17 protein-coding genes are annotated in these 21,475 nt (G+C 47.1%); 4 read left to right on the top strand and 13 right to left on the bottom strand.

The genetic code is table 11. The annotated features are described in order from the left end of the window. Window positions 1–131: 131 nt before the first annotated feature. A complete protein-coding gene (locus EKM92_RS13165) occupies window positions 132–1,997 on the bottom strand; it encodes a GGDEF domain-containing protein (RefSeq protein ID WP_125711464.1) in 1,866 nt (621 codons plus the stop codon). 171 nt (window positions 1,998–2,168) lie between these two features. Continuing rightward, window positions 2,169–3,929 (bottom strand): bifunctional diguanylate cyclase/phosphodiesterase, encoded by a 1,761-nt coding sequence (locus EKM92_RS13160; RefSeq protein ID WP_125711463.1) that lies wholly within the window; start codon window positions 3,927–3,929, stop codon window positions 2,169–2,171. An 83-nt stretch (window positions 3,930–4,012) separates the two neighbouring features. Between EKM92_RS13160 and EKM92_RS13155 the strand changes: the two genes are divergently transcribed. After that, window positions 4,013–5,758 (top strand): bifunctional diguanylate cyclase/phosphodiesterase, encoded by a 1,746-nt coding sequence (locus EKM92_RS13155; RefSeq protein ID WP_125711462.1) that lies wholly within the window; start codon window positions 4,013–4,015, stop codon window positions 5,756–5,758. Window positions 5,759–6,397: 639 nt separating this feature from the next. Here EKM92_RS13155 and EKM92_RS13150 read toward each other — a convergent pair. Continuing rightward, window positions 6,398–6,586, bottom strand: coding sequence for a hypothetical protein (locus tag EKM92_RS13150; protein ID WP_125711461.1), 189 nt, complete (start codon window positions 6,584–6,586; stop codon window positions 6,398–6,400). Window positions 6,587–6,938: 352 nt separating this feature from the next. Here EKM92_RS13150 and EKM92_RS13145 point away from each other — a divergent pair, with 352 nt between their 5' ends. Next, window positions 6,939–8,105, top strand: a complete 1,167-nt coding sequence (locus tag EKM92_RS13145; RefSeq protein WP_164510016.1) for an MFS transporter — start codon at window positions 6,939–6,941, stop codon at window positions 8,103–8,105. A gap of 47 nt (window positions 8,106–8,152) precedes the next feature. On the opposite strand, the gene EKM92_RS13140 is transcribed toward EKM92_RS13145, so the two are convergent. Continuing rightward, window positions 8,153–8,515, bottom strand: coding sequence for a DUF488 domain-containing protein (locus EKM92_RS13140; RefSeq protein WP_125711459.1), 363 nt, complete (start codon window positions 8,513–8,515; stop codon window positions 8,153–8,155). 137 nt (window positions 8,516–8,652) lie between these two features. Between EKM92_RS13140 and pbp4 the strand changes: the two genes are divergently transcribed. Further along, complete coding sequence (pbp4, locus tag EKM92_RS13135) at window positions 8,653–10,623, top strand: penicillin-binding protein PBP4(5) (protein ID WP_125711458.1); 1,971 nt, start codon at window positions 8,653–8,655, stop codon at window positions 10,621–10,623. Between the two features lie 162 nt (window positions 10,624–10,785). Here the strand turns inward: pbp4 and EKM92_RS13130 are convergent, their stop codons facing one another. From EKM92_RS13130 to EKM92_RS13110, 5 genes are all read right to left on the bottom strand, one after another. Next, window positions 10,786–11,181 (bottom strand): helix-turn-helix domain-containing protein, encoded by a 396-nt coding sequence (locus tag EKM92_RS13130; RefSeq protein ID WP_125711457.1) that lies wholly within the window; start codon window positions 11,179–11,181, stop codon window positions 10,786–10,788. A gap of 571 nt (window positions 11,182–11,752) precedes the next feature. Next, complete coding sequence (locus tag EKM92_RS13125; protein WP_164510015.1) at window positions 11,753–12,862, bottom strand: GGDEF domain-containing protein; 1,110 nt, start codon at window positions 12,860–12,862, stop codon at window positions 11,753–11,755. A gap of 800 nt (window positions 12,863–13,662) precedes the next feature. Continuing rightward, window positions 13,663–14,772 (bottom strand): GGDEF domain-containing protein, encoded by a 1,110-nt coding sequence (locus EKM92_RS13120; RefSeq protein WP_125711455.1) that lies wholly within the window; start codon window positions 14,770–14,772, stop codon window positions 13,663–13,665. A 368-nt stretch (window positions 14,773–15,140) separates the two neighbouring features. Further along, complete coding sequence (locus EKM92_RS13115) at window positions 15,141–15,737, bottom strand: WxL domain-containing protein (RefSeq protein ID WP_125711454.1); 597 nt, start codon at window positions 15,735–15,737, stop codon at window positions 15,141–15,143. Window positions 15,738–16,163: 426 nt separating this feature from the next. Next, window positions 16,164–17,183: a WxLIP family cell surface protein gene (locus EKM92_RS13110; protein ID WP_125711453.1), complete on the bottom strand. Its 1,020-nt coding sequence runs from the start codon at window positions 17,181–17,183 to the stop codon at window positions 16,164–16,166. Window positions 17,184–17,316: 133 nt separating this feature from the next. Between EKM92_RS13110 and EKM92_RS13105 the strand changes: the two genes are divergently transcribed. After that, entirely contained in the window at window positions 17,317–17,802 is a 486-nt protein-coding gene (locus tag EKM92_RS13105; RefSeq protein WP_125711452.1) for a hypothetical protein, read from the top strand. 57 nt (window positions 17,803–17,859) lie between these two features. Here EKM92_RS13105 and EKM92_RS13100 read toward each other — a convergent pair whose 3' ends face one another. From EKM92_RS13100 to EKM92_RS13085, 4 genes are all read right to left on the bottom strand, one after another. Then, entirely contained in the window at window positions 17,860–18,408 is a 549-nt protein-coding gene (locus EKM92_RS13100; protein ID WP_225420816.1) for a 5-formyltetrahydrofolate cyclo-ligase, read from the bottom strand. A 67-nt stretch (window positions 18,409–18,475) separates the two neighbouring features. Next, a complete protein-coding gene (locus EKM92_RS13095; RefSeq protein ID WP_125711451.1) occupies window positions 18,476–19,162 on the bottom strand; it encodes an EAL domain-containing protein in 687 nt (228 codons plus the stop codon). A 213-nt stretch (window positions 19,163–19,375) separates the two neighbouring features. Then, complete coding sequence (locus tag EKM92_RS13090; RefSeq protein ID WP_125711450.1) at window positions 19,376–20,248, bottom strand: ROK family protein; 873 nt, start codon at window positions 20,246–20,248, stop codon at window positions 19,376–19,378. 279 nt (window positions 20,249–20,527) lie between these two features. Continuing rightward, window positions 20,528–21,271, bottom strand: coding sequence for a class I SAM-dependent methyltransferase (locus EKM92_RS13085; protein ID WP_125711449.1), 744 nt, complete (start codon window positions 21,269–21,271; stop codon window positions 20,528–20,530). Window positions 21,272–21,475 lie beyond the last annotated feature (204 nt).

The raw sequence follows: 21,475 nt of genomic DNA, 5'->3' as shown, positions 1-21,475 counted from the left end.
GATGATAACGAAAAAACTAGCCAAACCAAAAAGAGAAAGCTTGATACAGCAACTTTCTCTTGACTAGTGGTAGAAAAAACCTCGCCTGCCTGGCGGGGTCTTTGTTTATGTCGGAAGGACTACATTGATGGCTATGACATCCGCGGCAGCGCTGGGCGATCAAAGTAATAGCCTTGCGAGTAACGGGTTTTGATCACATGTTTAGCAAAAGCGGCATCTTCGGAGTTTTCAATATCATTGACCACGATGTCGACGTTCACTGCAGCACATGCCGCTTGTAAGGCGGCGATTTGATCGGGACCTTGAGGCGTGTTGTACAAGTTGCGCAAGTCATTGACACGGATCTTCACGCCATCGATCAAGGCGAGGTATGGTTTAAACGTGGTTAAGTCATTATCTGGGGCAAAGTTTTTCAACATGATCCGCAAATCATGTTCATGATACAAGCGGGCGACGCAATCCAACGTTTCAAGATCTGGTAACAACGTCAATTCAACTGATAAGATCAACAACTTCGGCTCTTGCGCACAAAAGTCGGCCAATCGTTGCGGCGTATGTGGTGAAACAAAGATCTCTGGCAAGACATTGATCATGATCCGCGGTGCCGCAGTCGCTTTTAACGCTTGATGCAAGAAATTCATTTGCACCAACAGCGGCAACGCCACCACATCAGGAAAATCCCAACGATCATAAGCATCAACATATTTGGCTAAAATCAATTCATCATACACTAACGCCGCTGGCGCCACTTGGGTATCCATGACATGTTGTGTCAACAATGTGCGGATCGACATCACCCGCGGTGCTTGGTCATGATGCAAGGTGCGACCCATAATGGTGATGGCATCGCGGCCGTTATGTTTACTTTGATACAAATTTTCATCAGCGCGGGCATACAAATCATCGACTGAATCATCTGTTGGGAGCATTTTGGCAACGCCGATCGAAATGGTGGTCGGGATCTCAAAGCGTCCGGCTTGCAGCTTGGCCACCCGGACTGCTTGCCAAATCGCGGTAACGATGGTTTCCACCAAGCTGTCAGTCATGTTCTCAAATAAAATGTTGAATTCTTCACCGCCGGCGCGATATAGCGAATGCTTACCAGCATATTGACTCATGGTTTCAGACATCAATTTCGCTACGCCTGACAGCAATTCATCCCCAGTCAAATGGCCATAGTGATCATTGACTTGTTTGAAGTGATCGATATCGATCACCGCCATGGTCAAAGACTTTTGTTGAATCCGCGTCGCATTAAATACGCGCGGTGCGGTTTGTTGATATAAACTCGCTGATAACGTATCGGTTAAACTATCATAATGTGCCAGTTGGGCATTGGCGCGATTACGTTGATCTTCCACATGGCGCGCATGCATGAAAAAGCCAGTCGCAAAGGCCATTGCCAAATAAATCAAGACCCCTTCAAGCTGAATCACCCAATTGAGGTGAATACCTAGCGATACCGGCGGCAAAAACACCCAAAATGCCACCCCTAAATATGCAAATAACCCGATATGCCGTGCAGGATTATAGCGAATTTTATCGCGATACCGCCAAACAACTAATGCCGCAACGATCAGCAAACCAAGCGATACCCCAAACTGCCACCGCGAATAATCAGGACCATAGTGACTCAGCCAGATCACTAAGATGCCGCCGAAGCGCGCAACAAATTCCCACCAATCAGCGTCGCGGTCCATCAAGGTGAAGGTCAACAAAAATAACCCGATATCATGAAACATGATCCCGTTAGTAAACATCACGCTCCCAGCGTAATGAAACCCAAGGCCTAAGACTAACACCAACGCCAATAAGCCACTACGCAAAGCACGTGCTTGTGTGTGGCCTGCTTGTTCTGTATCAAAGACATAATGCCATGACCGACGATAATAGCTGACAAAACCAGTTGCCAATAACACCACGATCATCATTTGTAATAAGAGTAACCACGCTGGTAGTGGCGCGGTCACACCAACTGTACCGATTTTCAGACCCATGTCCGCACTCCCCCCAGACTGCGTGCATTTGCATATACCACTTGATTATCACCCATTTATAGGGGAATCACAATGAATTTATGCGATCATCAGTATTTTGTAAACGTTGGCAACATTTTCAACAAAGATTCCGCAGAATAAAAAAGCAGGCCTTTTCACGCCTGCCTCACTTTAAGCTTCCACTTGATCACGATTCGTGCGAGCCACCACTTGCGGGAGTATCGGTTTGCTAAAATACGCCCCACTGCCGCTAGTTGCACCAAGCACCCGCGCTTGCATTGCCAAGCCATCAGTTTCAACACCATAGGCGCATAGTGATAACCCAGCGGTTTTCGCCGCATCAGCGATCGCTTGTTGCGCATCTGAGCGATCATGTTGCATATCCACGATCAACGTTGAAAGAAATGGCAAACACCCAAGCCATTCGGTATTGGCGGTTGGATGTAGGGCCAAGTCAATGTGCTGTTGTGCAAAACGTTCTGCATTTGCAGCGACTAATGCTACTGACGGCGTTTGCGTCACCACCAGCTGAATCCGATCAACACTAGGTGCTTGCGCTAGCCAAGCGACTAACTGCGGCAATAATCTCGGATCGCCGAACTGTTCAGCAGTCACATTCAACGCCACTTGCCGCAATTGCGTCCGGACACTGGCTGCTTGTAAAAAGCGCAAAGCTTCAGCAATTGCCATATGCCATTGATCAGCCACTTGCCAAGCTTGTGCTTGTTCGACCCAATACCGCGCCGATAATGCAGCATAAACAGGTTGACGATCACGCATGGTCATTACTGATTGGGTATATTCCACAAAAAAGTGACTAACGGTCAAGCGATCATGGCGCCAAAGTGTGCGGCCATTAACAGTCAAGGTATCACGACCGCGGGCTTTAGAGCGATAAAGATCGGCATCACAACGCGCATATAACGCGTCAAAGTCAGGGTCTTCTGCCAACATGTCTGCCATCCCCATCGAAATCGTCACATCAATTTGCAGTTCGCCTACTGATAACGGCGTTTTTCGCATCGCTTGCCGACAAGCGATCGCTAAGTTCTCCGCTTCAGCGATTTCAAGGTGAGGCAACAACACCGTGAATTCTTCGCCACCAGTGCGATAGATCCGTGCACCATGCGGCTTTAACACTGATTCTAAGCGGTGTAAGCAGGCGATCAATACCGCATCACCAACTGGATGGCCATAATGATCATTGATCCGCTTGAAATAATCGATATCAAGCATCATCACCACTAACGGTTGATGCAACTTCCGCGCATGGGTGAAGGCGCGATCTGCATTTTGACGAAATAAGGCAAAACTGGCGGCATTGGTCAACGGGTCAAAATTGACTTGATGCGCCAACTTCGAATACCGCTGATCGACGACGCGCAACGCTTTCCAATACCAGAAATTCACACTTGAGATCAATAAATAAGTCAAGATCAAGCCGATGCGCGTCGGCCAGTCAAATTCAACGCGCGGGATCCAGTAACCAGACACCAACGCACACATCAAAAGCGTATTCAAACTAAAATGTTCGCGCAAGGTGTTGTAATACCGCTGCATCACAAAAATCACCAATATTTGCCCACTCATGCCTAAGGCAAATTGCCACCAAGACAACGTCGCATGATTCAACGTTGAAAACAAGATCAAGCCAGCGCCGCGTACCAACAAATGGCCGCGATCCATATCGGTGCCTAACAATGGGAACGCCAACACTAACACTTGTAAGTTCTCATAGACTTTCATCCGCGGCGGATCGATCCACTGTGCCAACTGCAACCCCACTGCCACCCCGATGATCATCACATCGATCCGAATTCGAGAATAAGGATGGTCGCCATTGAGCAACTGATTGTAATACGTGATGTAGCCTGCCAATGCTAAAACTGAAATCACAGCATCAACGAACCACTGGGTAAAAATGTCCATCATGGCGACCTCCTTTTCATGTTAATTCTTTAATTAATACGTTAATATGAGAATATCATTATCTATCAGGGAAAACGAGGCCAATTATGCACGCTTGGGCGTTATGGGCGATCCATGTGTTATTATCTGCGGGGATCGTCGCTGGCTACACCATGTATTATGAATATCTTTGGCGGCAACGCGGAGTGCTGGCCCAAGTCGGCTTGCCAATTTCAAATGCCTTATTGGCGGCTTTTTGTATGTTGTGCGGGATGGTGTACCCTGACTCGCAACGTTTTTATTTAAATATCGCTTATTTTGCATTGGTGATCGCGTTATTAGATGGCCACATCGATTGGCGCGGTTATGTAGTTCGCGGCTTTTCGCTACTATTATTTATCGGCTTATTGCCAGTGACACCGATCGCCAATAATATTTGGCCGTTGATTTGGGTCGGCTTATTACTCGGATTGATCGGATTATGGTTCATTCGCAAATATGTTGCTTATCATTTATGGGCGACTATGGGTTTAGGGATTTATTTTTGGGCCTTATTTTGGGAGCCGCAAGTCACCACAGCAGATGTGATCACCGCTCGGGTGTTGATCACTTTTTTGATTTTAGTCGCAGAACACCACTGGTTATGGGGCTTTGAACATCGCCGCCGTGATCAAACGATCGCGTTGAAACAACAAGCCGACCATGACCGCTTGACTAACGCCTTATCTTATTCGCGTTTTCGCCAAGATCTCGCCGAAGTCATGGCGCAAGGTGCTTTTCACTTGGTGATGTTTGACCTCGATTATTTCAAATCCGTTAATGATGAATATGGTCATCCTGCAGGCGACCAGGTGTTAAAACAAACCGCTGCCTTAGTCGATCAACTGTGTCGGCCTTACCACGCAACGCTTTATCGCACTGGTGGCGAAGAATTTTCGATCATCGTCCCGGCCACTGTCGACGTCAATGCCTTCACCCAACAACTTTGGCAAACGCAGCGTCAACATCAATTCCAGCTTAAAAACCAATCATTGACCCTGTCTGCTTCAGTAGGGGCCACTGTCGGCCAAGATCACGAACATACGGTGATCGATGTGATCCGCCGTGCTGACTCGAATTTGTATTTATCCAAACGTCGCGGCCGCGATACGGTGACCATCGATGGCAAAACCTTAATGGCAGCTGGTACTCGCGAATTGATCAGTTTGTTTACTTATTACACCGATCCAGTCGTGAACTTAACTACTGGTGAAACTGCCGCTAATGTTTTAGCGGTATCACGTTTTGATCAAAATCAAGGACAGTGGATCGATTCCGTTGGTGCCGGCTTTGACATCGCGACAATGATTCAGATCTTACAAGTCAACGATCCGCTACTGCCCCAGCAAGCTGTGTTGCCAGTCACAGCTGCGCAATTCACTGATTCAGAAGCGATCAACCAACTTTGCGCGTATAACGCGACGCGTCCAGTTGATGAACAGCTGGTGCTGAGCTTAAATGAACTTCCAGTATTCGCAGATTTCCGCAAAGCATCACAACACTTTCACCAAGCTGGGATTCACGTGGTGCTGGTGATCAACAACCTTCAACCGTACCAAAATACCCGCCAAGTCCGGCAATGGATCCCTTATTATGATGAATTAGAAATCGATCTCGACACCTTGTCCCCACGCTTTAGCGAACCTGGCTTCATCGACAAAATGCAAACTTGGCAACAAGCCTTATCCGCTGCTGGCAAAGACTTGATCGTCTCAGGCATTGCCAATCGTAATGATGTCCAAACCATTCGTAATTTAGGGATTCAATTCGGACGCGGGCGGTATTTTGCTGAACCGACGTTGCCAAGAATGTAATGGTTTCGAGCATCCGCGCGATCGTGGATGCTTTTTTGAACACTTGATTACTACCCGCGATGTCACTAAGCTTGTATTAACGCCGATCTTTGCAACATAAAATAACGACGGTGAGTGAACAAGTCGTTTTCCCAAACAGAAGTTCAAAATCCTGTTACGTAACAAGATTTCGTAACCGCTTGCAATTTAAATTGTGCGATGCTATATTATCGTCAGGAGAAGTGATCAGCTTAGCGCAGGTTGACCGTACCACTTCATGGCGAAGCGGAAGAGCTTCGTTAAACCGAATGAGACAGACCCGCAGCGCCACAGCGACTTTTACGTTTGGTTGTTGTGCAACGTTGGATCTCTCGTATCAGAGTACCGGTACTGAAGGGCCCCTGTGGGGTTCAAACCAGTGACACCGGGTCGAGTTCCCTATGGCGACATAGGAAGCAAGTGTGCCTGTGGACCAAAGGCAGTGCAAAGCTGATTAGTCCCTAACGTGGTCGAGGTCCAATAAGCCAAGGCGACGCAGATACGCGCTTGATTGTCATCACGTTAGAACGTAATTGCAAAGGCGTTAAAGCCAGAAGGCCACGAAACTGAACCTAGCTTCGCGGCCTTTGTGTGTTTTCAGTGACTGGTGAGGTCGTCAGGCTAAGAATTGACCAAGCCTACCAGAAATATAAACCAATAAAGACCAGCACCAACTGTCGCCAAGCCAATCACAGTTAACACCATCGTCCAAACTTTCGAGAATTTCCCATTCAATGCCGCAACGATTAAGACGATGCCCACCACCACTAAGATCACCGCGATGATCACCCAAGGCACGATCACTTTCATATCGATCTCCTCCATTTCGCTCACCCAAAGCAATTGATGAAATCGCTTTCTTCATTTCAGCATAACGGCGCCTTCAGTCAGCGTCAACGAAGGTTTCGCTGAGGTGGTCGCGGTTCAAACTCATTGTCTTCTCATCGAACTCATGATATATTAATAGCATCAATCTTTCGGAGGTTCGGTCATGTTGATTCAATGGTTAACGATCGCGCATGCAAATTTTAACAAAATTGCCGCTTAAGGGTGTAGTCTGCCCTAAAATCGTTGATCGTTGAACAACATACCGCCTAGCTGACCCAATATGCTGCGGCGTGTTGGGTTTTTGTCTGCAATTTTGCAGGCTAAGGAGTTTCACGTGAAAATCAAAAAACAATTATGGCGCGCCTACGCGTACAGTTTCTTGGCATATTGCGGCATTACGCAACTGTGGGTGATTTATCTCTCGCAACTGGGGTTATCGTTGGTGCAAGTCGGGTTATGCGAAAGTATTTTCCATGTGGCCAGTTTCTTATTTGAAGTCCCTTCTGGGGTTTTAGCTGATCGTTTTACTTATAAAAAAATGCTGACGCTGTCGCGGATCGCGGCGTTGATCAGTGCCGCAATGATGCTTTGGCAAGGCGGCTTTTGGTGGTTTGCCGTTAGTTTCATCATCTCAGCTTGGTCTTATAACTTACAATCTGGGACCTTAGAAGCGTTAGTTTATGAATCACTGAAAGCTGAAGGCGACGCTGACGCCTATCCGCATGCCACCAGTGTCATGAACGCGGTGATCGAAGTGGCTGCCACTGGCGGGCTATTGTTTGCTGGATTGTTGGTGCATGGCCATATGGCCTGGAGCTACATTCTCGCCGTTATCTTAGCTGCGCTGGCGATGTTAGTCGTCAGCCAGCTCGATGAACCAACGACACATCGCCCACAAGAAGCGCACACCACGATCAAAACGATCCTCAATACTGCCTGGCAAGTGTTAAAAAACGACCGCGGGTTGTTCGGCTTGATGGGTTTTGACGCATTATTTTCGGCATTGACCACCGGCTTTTTCTATTATTTCCAACAAGTGATGACCGTCAGACATTTCCCTAGTTGGTTAGTCACCACGGCATTAGCTGGTGCCTCGCTAGCTGCGATCATTGCCATTCGCATCGCGCCGCGGTTATTAAAACATGCTAAGCAACGCGTATTGATCAGCTTATCGATTTTGCTTTGCGGGACATTTCTGCTGGCGAGCTTGAATACCAGCAATGTATTAGTCGGATTATATTTGTTGAACTACGCGCTATCGGCGTTATTGCCGCCGATTTTCAATGTCTATTACAACGACCGCATCCCCAGCGAACAACGCGCGACGTTATTATCTGTCGCCTCATTATTATTCTCACTGGCGATGATCGGGTTATTCCCATTGCTTGGCTGGCGCATTGACCAAGTCGGCTTTGCGCACACTTTCACTGAAGTCGGCATCGGGCTGAGTGCAATGTTAGTGATCAGCTGGTGTGGGCAACAAGTGATCAAACGCCATTGATCCACAAGTGCAAAAGTCCCGCGACGGAGAAGTCGTGGGACTTTTGATTATGGTTGTGTGGATAACTTTTCTTCGAGATAGGCCTTCAATACCACAGCATTGTTATGGGCTTCATCTTTAGCACCAAACAACAGTAAAACGGGGCGATCACTCGCTGAAACCTTCGCGATAAACGCTGGTGTATCAGGATTTTCGTTAAGTTCAGCGCGATAACGCTGCGTGAATTCAGCAAATTTTTCCGGATCATGGCCAAACCATTTCCGCAATTCAGTACTTGGGGCAATGGTTTTGGTCCAATCATCTAACGCCGCATTCACTTTGGACACGCCACGCGGCCAGACGCGATCAACTAGCAACCGTAGTCCCGCTGGTTGATCATGGGCATAAATTCGCATCGGAATGATTACCATCAGCTCACCTGCTTTCATCTATGAGTGTAAGCCCAAGTTGCGAACTTATCCACAGTGGATAACTGTGAATTTTCTTGGTGAAAGTTATCCCCAATGAACTAAGGTATAATGACAGTATCAACTTAGGAGGTTTCCTCATGCAAAAACGGATCTTGATTGCTGCAGCAGGTGCTATCGTGGTGATCGTGGGCGCTTTTTTCGGCGTGCGCGCCTATACCGCTCATGTGCAAAACACCGCGGTGCAACAAACGGCAACAGCATACACCAAAGCTTTTGCCAAACGTGATTACACCAAGCTAGCCGCGCAAGTCAATTTAAAGACGCTGCCAGGTGGCTACACCAAAAAGTCTTTGATTGCCCGCAACACTGCTGTATTTGACCGCGTCGGGGCCAGCGATATCAAAATCTCTAACTTGCAAGTCGGCAAAGTCCAAGGCACTTATGCCACCTTGCGTTTTACCGCAACGATGCAAACGAAAATTGGGAAACTCAAAGCCCAAAACTACGAAACTACGATTAACAAAGCCGGCAACACGTGGAAAGTCCGGTGGACCCCAGCGATGTTATTCCCACAAATGAGTGGCGATGATACCTTGCAACTCACCACGACTCCAGCAACGCGCGGTGAGATCTATGATCGCAACCACCAACTCCTTGCTCAAAACGGCACCGTCATTCAAGCTGGCTTGATCCCCGGTCAACTTGGTACTGGCACCACCCGCACCACTAATTTGCAAAAAATCGCGACGGCTTGGAATGTGAAACTTGAAAGCCTTGAAACCTTGCTGAAGCAAAGTTGGGTCACCAACGACACCTTTGTTCCAGTGAAAGTCGTCACCGATACCCCAACGTTAACTGGCACTAACTATCAAACGATCGGCAGTCGCACTTATCCATTAGGTGAAGCTGCCGCCCAATTGATCGGGTATGTCGGTAATGCCACTGCTGACGACATCAAGAAAACTCCGACGTTAACGGCAGATTCACAAGTCGGCAAAGCAGGCCTTGAACAAACCGACGATCAACAATTACGCGGCACTGACGGCGGTGAATTATACATTTTACACGGCAAACAAGCCACTGTGTTATTGAAAACCAAAGCCAAGGCTGGCAAAGACCTCACCTTGACGATCGATGCCACCAAGCAAAAAGCAGCCTACGCTGCGTTAAACAACCAAGCTGGCGCGGTGGTCACCATGGATCCTCAAAACGGGGAGCTGTTAACCTTAGCCAGTGCCCCAAGTTACGATCCCAACAAATTCGTCAACGGGATCTCCCAAACAGATTACGACACTTACGCCAACAACAAGTCACTGCCATTCGTCAGTCGTTTCGCGCAACGCTATGCCCCAGGCTCTACTTTTAAAATGTTGACGGCAGCCATCGCCTTGCAAAATAAAACCATCACCACTGACACCACCAAATCGATCTCCGGTTTAAAGTGGCAAGCAAATTCAAGTTGGGGCGCCTACAAAGTCACTCGCACGGTTGACGCTAGCCCTGAAAATATGACCCAAGCGTTGGTCAACTCCGATAACATTTGGTTTGCCCAAACCGCTTTAAAAATGGGCGCCAGCGCTTATCTCAAAGGCTTAGCACCATTGTTTAAGACTCAAGCAACGTTACCTGTCACCCAAACTAAAGCGCAGATCTCAAATTCCGGCAAGCTTGCATCAGATACTTTGTTAGCAGATACCGCCTATGGCCAAGGCCAACTGCTGTTATCCCCGATCCAACAAGCCGCCATGTATTCAAGTATTGCCAATGGTGGCGTGATGCAGCAGCCGACGTTGATCAAAGACCAAAAAGCATCGCGCACCACAGTGTTTGATCAAAGTGACGCCAACGCTGTCAAAACTGCCTTGACCCATGTCGTTTCAGACGCAACCGGCACCGCACACGGTTTAGCGATCAGCGGTCACACCATCGCCGCAAAAACTGGGACTGCCGAACTTAAGCTCAAACAAGACACTGATGGCAAGCAAAATGGTTTCTTAGTTGCCATGGATGCTGACCACAATCGTTACTTGACGGTCGCCTTGTTAGAAAACAACGGCTCTAGTCCTGTGGTCACCGCAATGAAACCTTATATCGAATCACTTTATTGATCACAAAACGGGTAGGACAAACGCTGTCTTACCCGTTTTTCTTGTTATCCGCAAACAGAAACCGGCTAGCTGCGTCGAGGACCCTCTCCACCTACCGGCGACCACCTAGAGGACCGATTACCGATATGCACCTAGCCCAAAGAAAAAAAGCTTCAGCACCTGCTAAAGCTTTTGATCATCATTTTCAGTTAAGGCATCTGCTGCGGAAACGACGCCATCAAGCAATGCTGCTAAGCTTTTACGCACCGGGGCCGTCAGCTCTTGACCGTGATACATCGGCGTTGCCGTGGTATCACGTAGCTGATGGCGTAATGCGGTGAGTTCAGTGTCCACCGAGCGAGTCGGTTGCGGTGTTCGAGAGTCTGAGTTACCAACTAAATAATCGACAGAGACATGAAAGTAGTGTGCAATTTTGAGCTTCGTTTCATCATCCGGCTCCCGCAAGCCTTGTTCGTACATCGAATAGGTACTGGTACCGATGCCGAGCATCTTGGCAATATCTACTTGTCGCGTTTTCGGCTGTTCATGCCGGAGGTCTGCGAGTCGTTCTGCATTCATACGCGCCACCTATTTATATAACGTGGAAGAATGTCGATGACACTGGTTCGAGTCATATATCCTTTCTTTAGAGTGATTAAAACTGTTAGTTTAAAAAATAATTTTTGAACTTTTCCTACGACGACGTCAAACCTTTCGATCAAACGATTACGGCGAGTTCATTGCGGCGCAAAGCCACTTTTATCCCCCAGTGATGCCAATGCATGTGTCAAAGTGATTTCGATCATCAATAAAGCTACCTTCAATTGCCGCGGAAAAAATTCCTTTGGATCACGTTGAGTACGTCTTCCACTTAGTTACCACGCACTCCGATATGATTACTAATCCTTTTAGCAATTATGTCTTATGCACTCAGCGTAATACACTTTTTACAATAATTCGAATTTTATGCAAATCGTGTTTATTGAAAAATAGCGACGCATCTTGTGTTTCACAAGTCGCATATCAGCCAACACCTGTCGATATAAATTGCACGATTAACAATAATTATTGGCTTTTTAAGCACCGCGTGGAAGCCACATTTGTGAACAAAAAAGCACCTCTTTGTGGACCAAAGAAGTGCTTTGCCAGGTTAATTCATCACGACGCGGTCACGACCGCCGCCTTTAGCCGCATAAAGGTTCGCATCGGCTCGTGCGATCGTATGGTCATTTTGCGTATCTTGCGCCACAACGCGCGTGATCCCTGCCGAAATGGTCAAGTGGATCGCAACGCCTGCAGTTTTCACCGATAGCTTCCGCAAATGGGCCATGTAATCGTCAATGAACTGTCGCGCTTGATCATCAGTGGCGCCGCCTGCGATCAACAAGCTGAATTCTTCACCACCAGTGCGATACAGTCCCACTGGAAAAGTCGCTTGGTCAATGAATTCATCGAGATCTTTGGCAAAAGCTTGTAGCACATCATTACCAGCCAAGTGCCCATAAGTATCGTTGATCCGTTTGAAATGATCGATATCGATCATCACCAAATGCACCGCTGCCATCGAACCTTCAGCCGCTAATTTGCGATAGCGGGTAAAATCTGTCGAAAATTTACTTAAACTCCGCACCCCAGTTAAGGCGTCATGTTGATTGTCATATTCCAAATGTGAGGTTTCGCGCTTGCGATACACCAACAAATGATCATATGCATGGGCTAACACGATCACCACCATGAATGCCACTGATACCATCAGCGTTTGACCTAACTGATAGTGATAGCTGTACATATCAAACAACCAATAAATCAAGCTGACCGTGATCAACACTGGTGCATGGCGAAACCAGTTCGCTTTGATCCAATCTTGGTGATTATTCAATGGGATCAAAATCAACAATGTCCCGATAAATGCGATCGTCACTGGCAGATCCCAGTTCCAAAATGGCCAAAACGTGATAAACACTGCCACTAACAACCAACGGAAAACTTTTTTGTCTTTGAGCCGCTTGGACACATAAATCAACGCCCCATTGCGAATCGCATTAGCCGTCCATGAATAAGTGGTCCCAAGCAACCGTAACATTCGCACAAACAGTAAAATAGCGATCACATAAACTGCGATCATCACCGCTGCAGACACTTTGCGATGAAACCAACGCATCATTAATTCTGGGCCGAGGTCTTCAACGATTTCCAAAGACGCCACAAACCCGATCATAAAAAAGAAAGTCCAAAAGAAGGTATTACCGACAAGTTCCATCCTGGCACATCCCTGTTTTTGATAACCTAAAGCCAATATTAGTATGCAGGTACAAGCATACAACATTTACCCCGTAAATACACGATGGACACAATTGAATTTGACATGTTCCCGTTGCAGTGATTTGAAATTGGACTCCAGCTAGCCGCCGCGACATAGTGAGGGTCCGAATCGGAGCTAACTTGGACGTTTCGCTACGCTCACCGCCAAGTGGATCTCCACCTGCGGCTTTCCGTAAGCGACAAGTCGCTAACGGAAATCTCACTATGTCGTGGCGGCCAGCTTCCGTCCCAATTTCAAATCACTTCCACTACGCTATCCCACTGTCACCTGATGGCTACGAAACATGCTATACCTACATTGATATCATGTTTAGTCACGTGAATGACGCCGTACCATCAACGTATTTGATTTGTAAGTTGGTAATACTATCGAAGAAAATCTGTGGGCGGAGATGATTGGGCAAAACAGAGGTGAATGGGACAATTGCCTGTGGCAGTGAAATACGTGAAACGCCGGTTTGTGGCGGTTCGCGCAGATTTTGAGACAAAGTGATTTTCTTCGGCTCAAAATGCGGTGCAGACCCATAACATCGGCGCATTTTGCCGATTTCTGAAACCGGCCGCACCGGCAACTTGTCCAAAACGCCTTCGTAACGACAAATCGTCGGAGCTCACAGATTTTCGTACCGGAGGCAAGTTGGGATAGCTAACTGAAAAATTAAATTCACACTCACGCTGCCGGACGTCATCATTAAAAAGGCTGAGACGCATGATGTCTCAGCCTTTTTTCTGATGTGATCACCGTTGTCCAACACCAATGCGATCGCGACCTGCCTCTTGAGCAGCAATCAAGTTCGCATCTGCTCGCCGATACAAATCACGCGCACTTTCGTCTTCGATTTGGCGCGTTGCCACACCGATGGTAGCAGTGACGCGAATGGCATCACTATCTTCAAGTGGCACTAAGACTTCGCGGATCCGCGCTTGGCAAGCACGAGCGATGGCTAAAGCTTGTGAGGCATTGGTGTCTGGCAAGATCAACATGAATTCTTCGCCACCAGTCCGCGCCAGCATCGCATGAGGGGCGATCATTTCAAGTGTCGCCTGCAAAGTATCGACAAAGGTGATCAACACTTGATTACCTGTGGGGTGACCATATTGGTGATTGACTTGTTTAAATTGATCAATATCCAGCGCCAGCAAACTCAAATCAGCATTTTGGTCAAAACGTTGATTGATCGCTTTGCGAAAACTCAACCAATTATAAGCATCAGTCAACGCATCATAACGCACATCCCGGGCATTGGCCCGATCGATCAAATGCTCACGCCGCAGCAAGATCATATAAGTGAAACTCCCTAATGTCGCCACCACAAACCCGATCAACAGCGCCGCCCGCATCGTCGCAGACATTACCCAACTAGCTTGCATCAACACCCAAAAGCCGCCACCAGCAACCAGATCTGCTAAAACGCGGATCATCATATGTTCATCAAATGGCGCAAAATACATTTCTTCAACCGTCAACCAACCCAAATAAGCGATAACTGCCAAGGCTAATTGCCAATCGGCATGCCCGATCAACGCCGCAAATAAACCGAAATTAAGCAACACTGTCGGAATAATTGCCGGTAACGTTTTAAAGGCATTGGTGAAGTTGATCACGACCACCAATTGTAGATCCACTAACAACGCCTGCGTGAATCCTGATGAAAAACGGGCCAACACTAATAGCAACGCCGCGATCACCACTTCATAAGCGCCGTAGATCAACTCCGTGCGCCATGGATACAAATGGCGGTTTTCCAGATCCATATCTAATCCGTGCATCAGCCGCTGCAACCCGCCGATCACACCAAGATTAAAAAATGTCATTACTAAACTGGCAACAAGTGCTTGATAGGCCATAAACTTTTCCTCATATACGCAAAAAGGCCATCGCACTGATGGCTTTTTGCGGAACTTATTGCCGATTAAACGGCTCGTATATGCACACACATCACTGATTAGTCGATGATGGTTTGGGGGAAGATCATCGAAAAACCTGTACAAGAGCAAAACGACCCGTCACAGCAAGTATTGAGATACTCCTGCGTACGGGTCGTCCTAAACGTGCCATAAGGCCTGTGTTTAGGTGAGCGGTTAAATTCACTTGTTCTTGATTACAAAACTATCATAGCGCGTTGTTAGAGCAAACGCAAGCTTTTTTCAAACAATTTTTTCTAACCGCAAGTGTTGCAAACTTACACCACACAAAATGCATTAACGCGCACCTTTCATTCGATTGCGTCTGTCAAGGTCCACTTCAGCTTCGCGGCATAATCCCCAGCAGTATTGCCTGCTGGAATGTGCAAATGCACAGCAGATGACGCAAATTCCGTCTTGAACGTACCTGCTGAACCATTGCGATCCGCTTTGACCAACGCAGCGCCGTCGCCACCAGTGGTAATGGTGGTATCAGTCACTGTTGGTGCTGTTGCCACAGAATTGCTAGCTGCGCTTTGAGCCGCCGTTGCATCAAACGTCAGTTGTGCTGAGCGGATCTGTTGGGTGTTGTCGGCATTAGTAAAATCCGACGCCGCCACAGAAACGCTCCACGCATTGGCAAACCCAGGATTCGTGACTGCCACTGGTGAATCCACGTCATCGGCGGTCACATCTTGAGCAGCACTAGAAACCTTGGTTGAACTGAAGTCGATGGTCGGCATGTCGCTTGCAGCAACAGCGCTATCCTTTGGCATCGTGAAAGTGACAGAAGCCGTTGACGTTTGCGCGTCATCGGCAGAAACAGTAGTCGGTGTGCCAAGTGCACACAATGCAGCCAATCCTACGACAAGCGCAGAAAGGCGCACTAAAGAAAGGTGCTTGATCATAAACGATTCCCCCAAACCGATTAGTGACAAGTGGTGCTAATATACGCATTAATACAACTCTGTTATATCATACTAATCTCACGAATACTAGATAAATATGAATTATTTTTAAGAATTTCGCATGCGAATTTGTCAGAACAATTCGAGATTTTGCTATTCAAAACTTGCAAAAACGGCAATGGTAGCGGTTTCTATATTTTTATCATGTTATTTTTAGGAGTAAATTACCAGAATTAATTTTTTTGCCAGAATTCAGTCATACCAGACGTTTGCTGATACATCTAACCTCTATGTTTCATCTTGGTGACCGCTTGTGGCGTGATAAAATGCTTTTGACCGTTTCGACCAGTTGAAAACGCGTTCGCAAAAAAAGCGAGTCGATATCTATAAAATGGATAACGACTCGCTTGTGTACGATTTGAATATTTATTGGTTTCGACGTTGGCGGATCAATAAAATAATGAGGATCACAACCACCAACAACAAGATCCCAAACAAGATCCCTGCGCCCACTAACAACCAATGAAATGGCGATTGCTGTTGATCAACTGCGGTGTGATTCAACTTCCGCGCTTGAGCACCAGTAATGGTGAAGGTCTTAACGAAATGAAAGGTTTGACCAGCTGTGGTCGCCACCATATCCATGGTGTATTGGCCTGCAACTAACGGCGTGTTATTGGTACTGATCGGAAACGCAAAGGTGCTTGTCGGTGCCATCGCCATGTCTTGTTTGGTATAGCGGATATAGGTGTGTTTAGCCCCAGCTTTCGTGATCGCCACTTTCAATTTCAATTGATGGATCGGCGTCGGTGTGATGTTTTCTAAAGTCGCGGTGATCGTGTTGCGGTAATTCAGTTGATGGGCTTTAACTGAATGGCACTTAATTGTAGGGGTGATCCCAGCATAATTGCCAGACTCTTGCAAAGCGACACCGACCACATAGGCGTATTCGTTGGCTAACGTCAGGCCTTTGCGAGATGTTTTTGCAGCGGTGGAATCAAGCTCCGTCACTTGAATGCCGCCGAGCACTAGCCCTTGCCAAGCCTTAGCAGGCGTCGTCAAGCGAATCCCAACAGTTTGTTTTTGCTGAGGCTGAACTTTGACGACGAAAGGTTTCGGGGTCATGGTTTCAATATCTGCTTGCAATGAAGTCGCCTGCTTCAAGCCATGTTTGGTATAGTCGATCTCCCCGTTTGTGTTAGTATGGGCGCGATTCACCGCAATGCGATAGCGATGTGCGCGGGAATCAGAATTCGTGATCACAACATTCAAGGTTTGGGTTTGTTGCGGGGCCACTTTCAGTGAAAAATAAGACACACTGGTATCCACTTGATTACTTGGCAGTTGTGCCGCGACTGAAAAGTTCAAACTCGCTGCACGAACCGTTTGCTTTGGCATTAAGACCAAACTAAACAATGCGATCAACAAAAAGACAAGCTTTTTCATGGCATCTGATCCCTTCTATATAAGAAGAAGTTTACCGTACTTTACGGCCTGGCGCATCTGAAATTGCAACCATTATCGCTTCAAAAATGACAAATCACCAAAAGCTAGTATCCTAAATTCTGGAGGTGACATTATGGAAACACCGCGGACTTACTACAATACCATCACCCTCACTGAATCGACTGTCAGCTTCATTGTCGGGTTGATTCAAGAGGTTTACGACAATCATGCGCACCAGCCTGCTCGAACCCGTTGGCTTTTGGCTTATCAACCACACCTTGCCAGCTTAGATCCTGCGTTACCAGTCCTTCACGAACAACTTCATGTCCTCACCGCCAATGATTGGCAACAATCCAATCAAAGCCTGCTACCAACAGCCGTCAACGACTATTTTCAAACCCATGACCTCAATGCGGTGGTGACCTATTTCACCACCTATGTGCCGCAGCACCCACAACCGCCAATGATTCAGCTTTTAGTCGGGAGCCAATGGCCTTTACGGATTCAAAATGCCCAGCAACTACTGCAAATGGATCTAGACGCATTTAGCCATCACCAAGCCCCGACCTTACCCCAAGCACCATTAGGCTTTAACAGCTTAGGCTATTTTCTCAGCTGATGTGCTTTTCCCAACAAAAAAAGCTAAGACTGGCGGTTGTCTTAGCCGTTGTATGATTCAATCGATGGTGATGATCGTATCTAATAACACGTCAAATGCTTCCACTGGCCAAAGCGCTGTGTCATAAGTCATCACCGGTGCTGCTAATGTCACTGTCGGTCCTTGGTATTGGGCTAAGAAGCGATCATAATACCCACCACCAAAGCCGATGCGCGCATGGGTATCTTTGGCATAAGCGATCCCTGGAACGATCAATAAATCCGGTTGATTGTCCACTAATTCGGCAACATAAGCAGGCTCTGGGATCCCAAAACTACTTTTAATTCGTTGGTCAGCTCCAGGATCTGGTAAAAAGGCCATTTGGCGATGCGGCATACATTTCGGTAGCAGTACCACTTTGCCGGCGGCAGTCGCTGCCCGCATGATCGGCTCAGTAGGCACTTCAATGGGACTGGAAACCGTTAGACCGACTGTTTTGGCTTGTTGCCACTGTGGCAGTGCCATTAACTTCGCTAACAAGGCCGGTGCTGCTTGCGACGTTTGGCTAGCTGCTTGTTGCATTTTTTTGATTTGCGCGTCACGAAAAGCTTTTTTCTCAAGATTCACAGGCGGACCTCCTTCAATTTTTTTCCATTATAACAGCCGTGCAATTGTGCACGGCTATCTGATTGGTTTAAAAATTCCAATGAAGCTGATTGCCTTTAGGTAATGGCGCAGGTTTAGCTAAATAGTACCCTTGTAAAATGTCGCATGGATAATCATGCTCTAATTCCGCAACCCCTGGTGCCGTTTCAATCCCTTCGATCGCCAAGGCCTTGTGTTCAGTGCTGGCAATGTGATACCAGTAATTCAACTTCGGAGCAATTTCTGGAATGTGATCAAATGGCCGAAGGTTTTGCAATGCAAATTTATATTCGTTCACATAAGGCGACAGCGCTGTCGCCAATGCCAAATCATTGCTCCCAGTGCCAACATCGTCGATGCACACTTTCAAGCCGGCTTCATGAAACCGTTTGGCCCCGCGTTGCAGCTGTTCTAAGGTGACGTCTGGGTCAGCACGCTCTGTTAATTCGGTGATCAACTTGATCGGTGTACGGGATTGAACTAACGCGACAGCATCGACGTATTCAGGATCGACGAATTGTCGCTGTTCCAAATTAAATGAGATCAACTCAGTGGTGTAGTCTAAATGTAGCAAAGCTTCAGACAACATTCTGCGAATATCTGTCGCCGTGATCGCATTAAAATCAGTCGGCAAAGACCACCGACCGTTTTCATATTCTCTTGCAAATAGTTCATATCCGATATGTTGGCGCCTACCGTCGCCAGAGAATTTGGATTGCCCGATAAATCGTCGCATCCCATCACCACCTTAGAAAGCACTTACAGTTAACTTGCCTTTATTATACTGTAGAATCGTGCAATTTGTGCATCTTCACTTAAAAAGATGCATGAGTCGAATAACTTGGTTTAAGTTTACCAAATTTTTCACGATTTGACGAACAATATTAACTAAAAAAACGGCTTCATCGCAACTTAAGTTCGGGTTTTGATGAAGCCGTCTGGTGATATTTTAGTTTAATGTTTGTTTGGCTAAGGCAAAGTCCCCAATTGTCGCTGAGGAATTGTTGGCCATTTTCGACGTGACGATCAATTCAGATAAGTCAGGCGTGGCCACATAATCATGGTTGTATTTTTCAAAATAGTGACGCACCATTGGCAATTCGGCATCTGACAATACTGACCCGCCGATGATCATTTTCGCTGGGCGCAAGTTCACATAAGTATTGAACAGCATTTGGGCAATATAATCACTAATAAATTCAAAGGCTTTGTTGTCGCGAGGAAGATCTTGACCTGGGATCCCAGTGCGGCCTTCAAGCGACGGCCCAGCTGCCATGCCTTCAAAGCAATGACGACCATGGAACGGACAAGTGCCTTGATAATCATCATCTGGACGCGGTACACATAACGCATGACCCATTTCCGCATGACCAGTACCGCCGATGAATTTGCCATCTTGAATTGCCCCACCACCGATACCAGTGCCAATGGTGAAGTAAACCAATGACTCCACATTTTTGCCAGAACCAGCGATATATTCCCCATAAGCTGAGGCGTTGACATCGGTGGTAAAAGCGATCGGGACATTTAACGCAGCCTTCAAGGTGCCGACGATGTCTGCGCCAGCCCAACCGAGCTTAGGTGTGGCAAGCACTTGGCCATAGGTGGCAGACTTTTTATCAATATCGATGGGACCAAATGACCCGATCCCTAATGCAGATACAGGATGGGCGGTGAAGAAATCGACACATTGGGCTAAGGTTTCTTCAGGGGTGGTCGTCGGGAATTGAGCTTTTTCAATAATATTGAGTTCACTATCACCCACTGCCACCACGAACTTTGTGCCGCCAGCTTCAATGCTACCAAATAATTGTTTTGTCATATACGTAAGCGCCTCCAGGTTTTGTGATTAGCTTATCACAAAGTCGTTTTTAAAAACATGGCACGCAAAGACAAAGTTGACGGTTTTGAAAAACTCAACGCAAACAAAAGACCAGCAACCGCCATAAGGGTCACTGGTCCATCTATCGTTTCACGCCCGCGATCTTATCAGGAGATACGATCGTCACAGCCACTACCCGTCATCCCACAAACGGTTCGCAAGAGATGCTCCCAACTCTTGCTTCTTAAGTATAGCAGGTTTAGAAAGCGCTGTCACGTTTTATGCTTGGGCCCGAACGCGCAACCGTTGATAATCAGCTTCCCAATGATCGCCGTGCCAAAGCTTCGGTGCCAACGCTTCATCCAATTCATCAAACAGTTGCGTTTGTTGGTCGGTGGTTAACGCTTCAAGATCGCTAGCAAAAAATTGAGCGACCCAGTTCCGCAAACCTGCTTGTCCATCTTTTAACGGTGTCGGCCGTGCATAGGTTTCAAGATCAACAGTTTGAAACCCATGCCGCTTGAGTAAATCACGGTAGTCGTCAACGCTAGGGAAATAAAACGGTGACTGATAAGCGATCCCAAATTTCGCAAGTTCATGACTGAAGCCATCAGCGATCGTTTGAATGTTCCCTTGACCACCAAATTCTGCGACTAACACACCATTTGGCTTCAATAAGCGGTGCATCACGTTGGCCAAGCGGTCTTGCGCGCGGATCCAATGAAAACAGGCATTGGAAAATAACGCATCATATTGTGCAGGCTTGCCAGCATAATTCAAAATATCCCCGAGTTCAAAATCAACCGCAGGAAAATGGGCGACGGCTTTTTCAAGCATGGCTTCACTTTGATCGACGCCGACAACGTCAAATCCGACTTCTGCCAGCTCTTGGCTCAACTCGCCTGTCCCACAGCCAATGTCTAACACTTTGCCTGGTGCCGTGGGCATTAGCGATAACAGCGATTCACCATATTTAAAGACAAAGTCATGTTTGGCATCATATTCAGTTGCATCCCATTGCATGCTGCGTCACCTCTTAGAATTTAATTAGAACATTATTATCGTATCATAATTTTAGGACTTTGCCAAAATTGGTGAGCAGACCAATTTTACTTGAAGCATTATCGAAAAAAGGCTGAGACAAATGATGTCGGCGCTGGTCCGCGTCAAGTAGACAAGTCAAATAATTAAAGTTGCTATGCAATTTCCTTTACGGCATGATTCCGA

The sequence above is a fragment of the Lacticaseibacillus porcinae genome (assembly GCF_003946305.1).
Taxonomy (GTDB): Bacteria; Bacillota; Bacilli; order Lactobacillales; family Lactobacillaceae; genus Lacticaseibacillus; species Lacticaseibacillus porcinae.
This window is presented reverse-complemented; position numbering and strand designations above follow the sequence as displayed.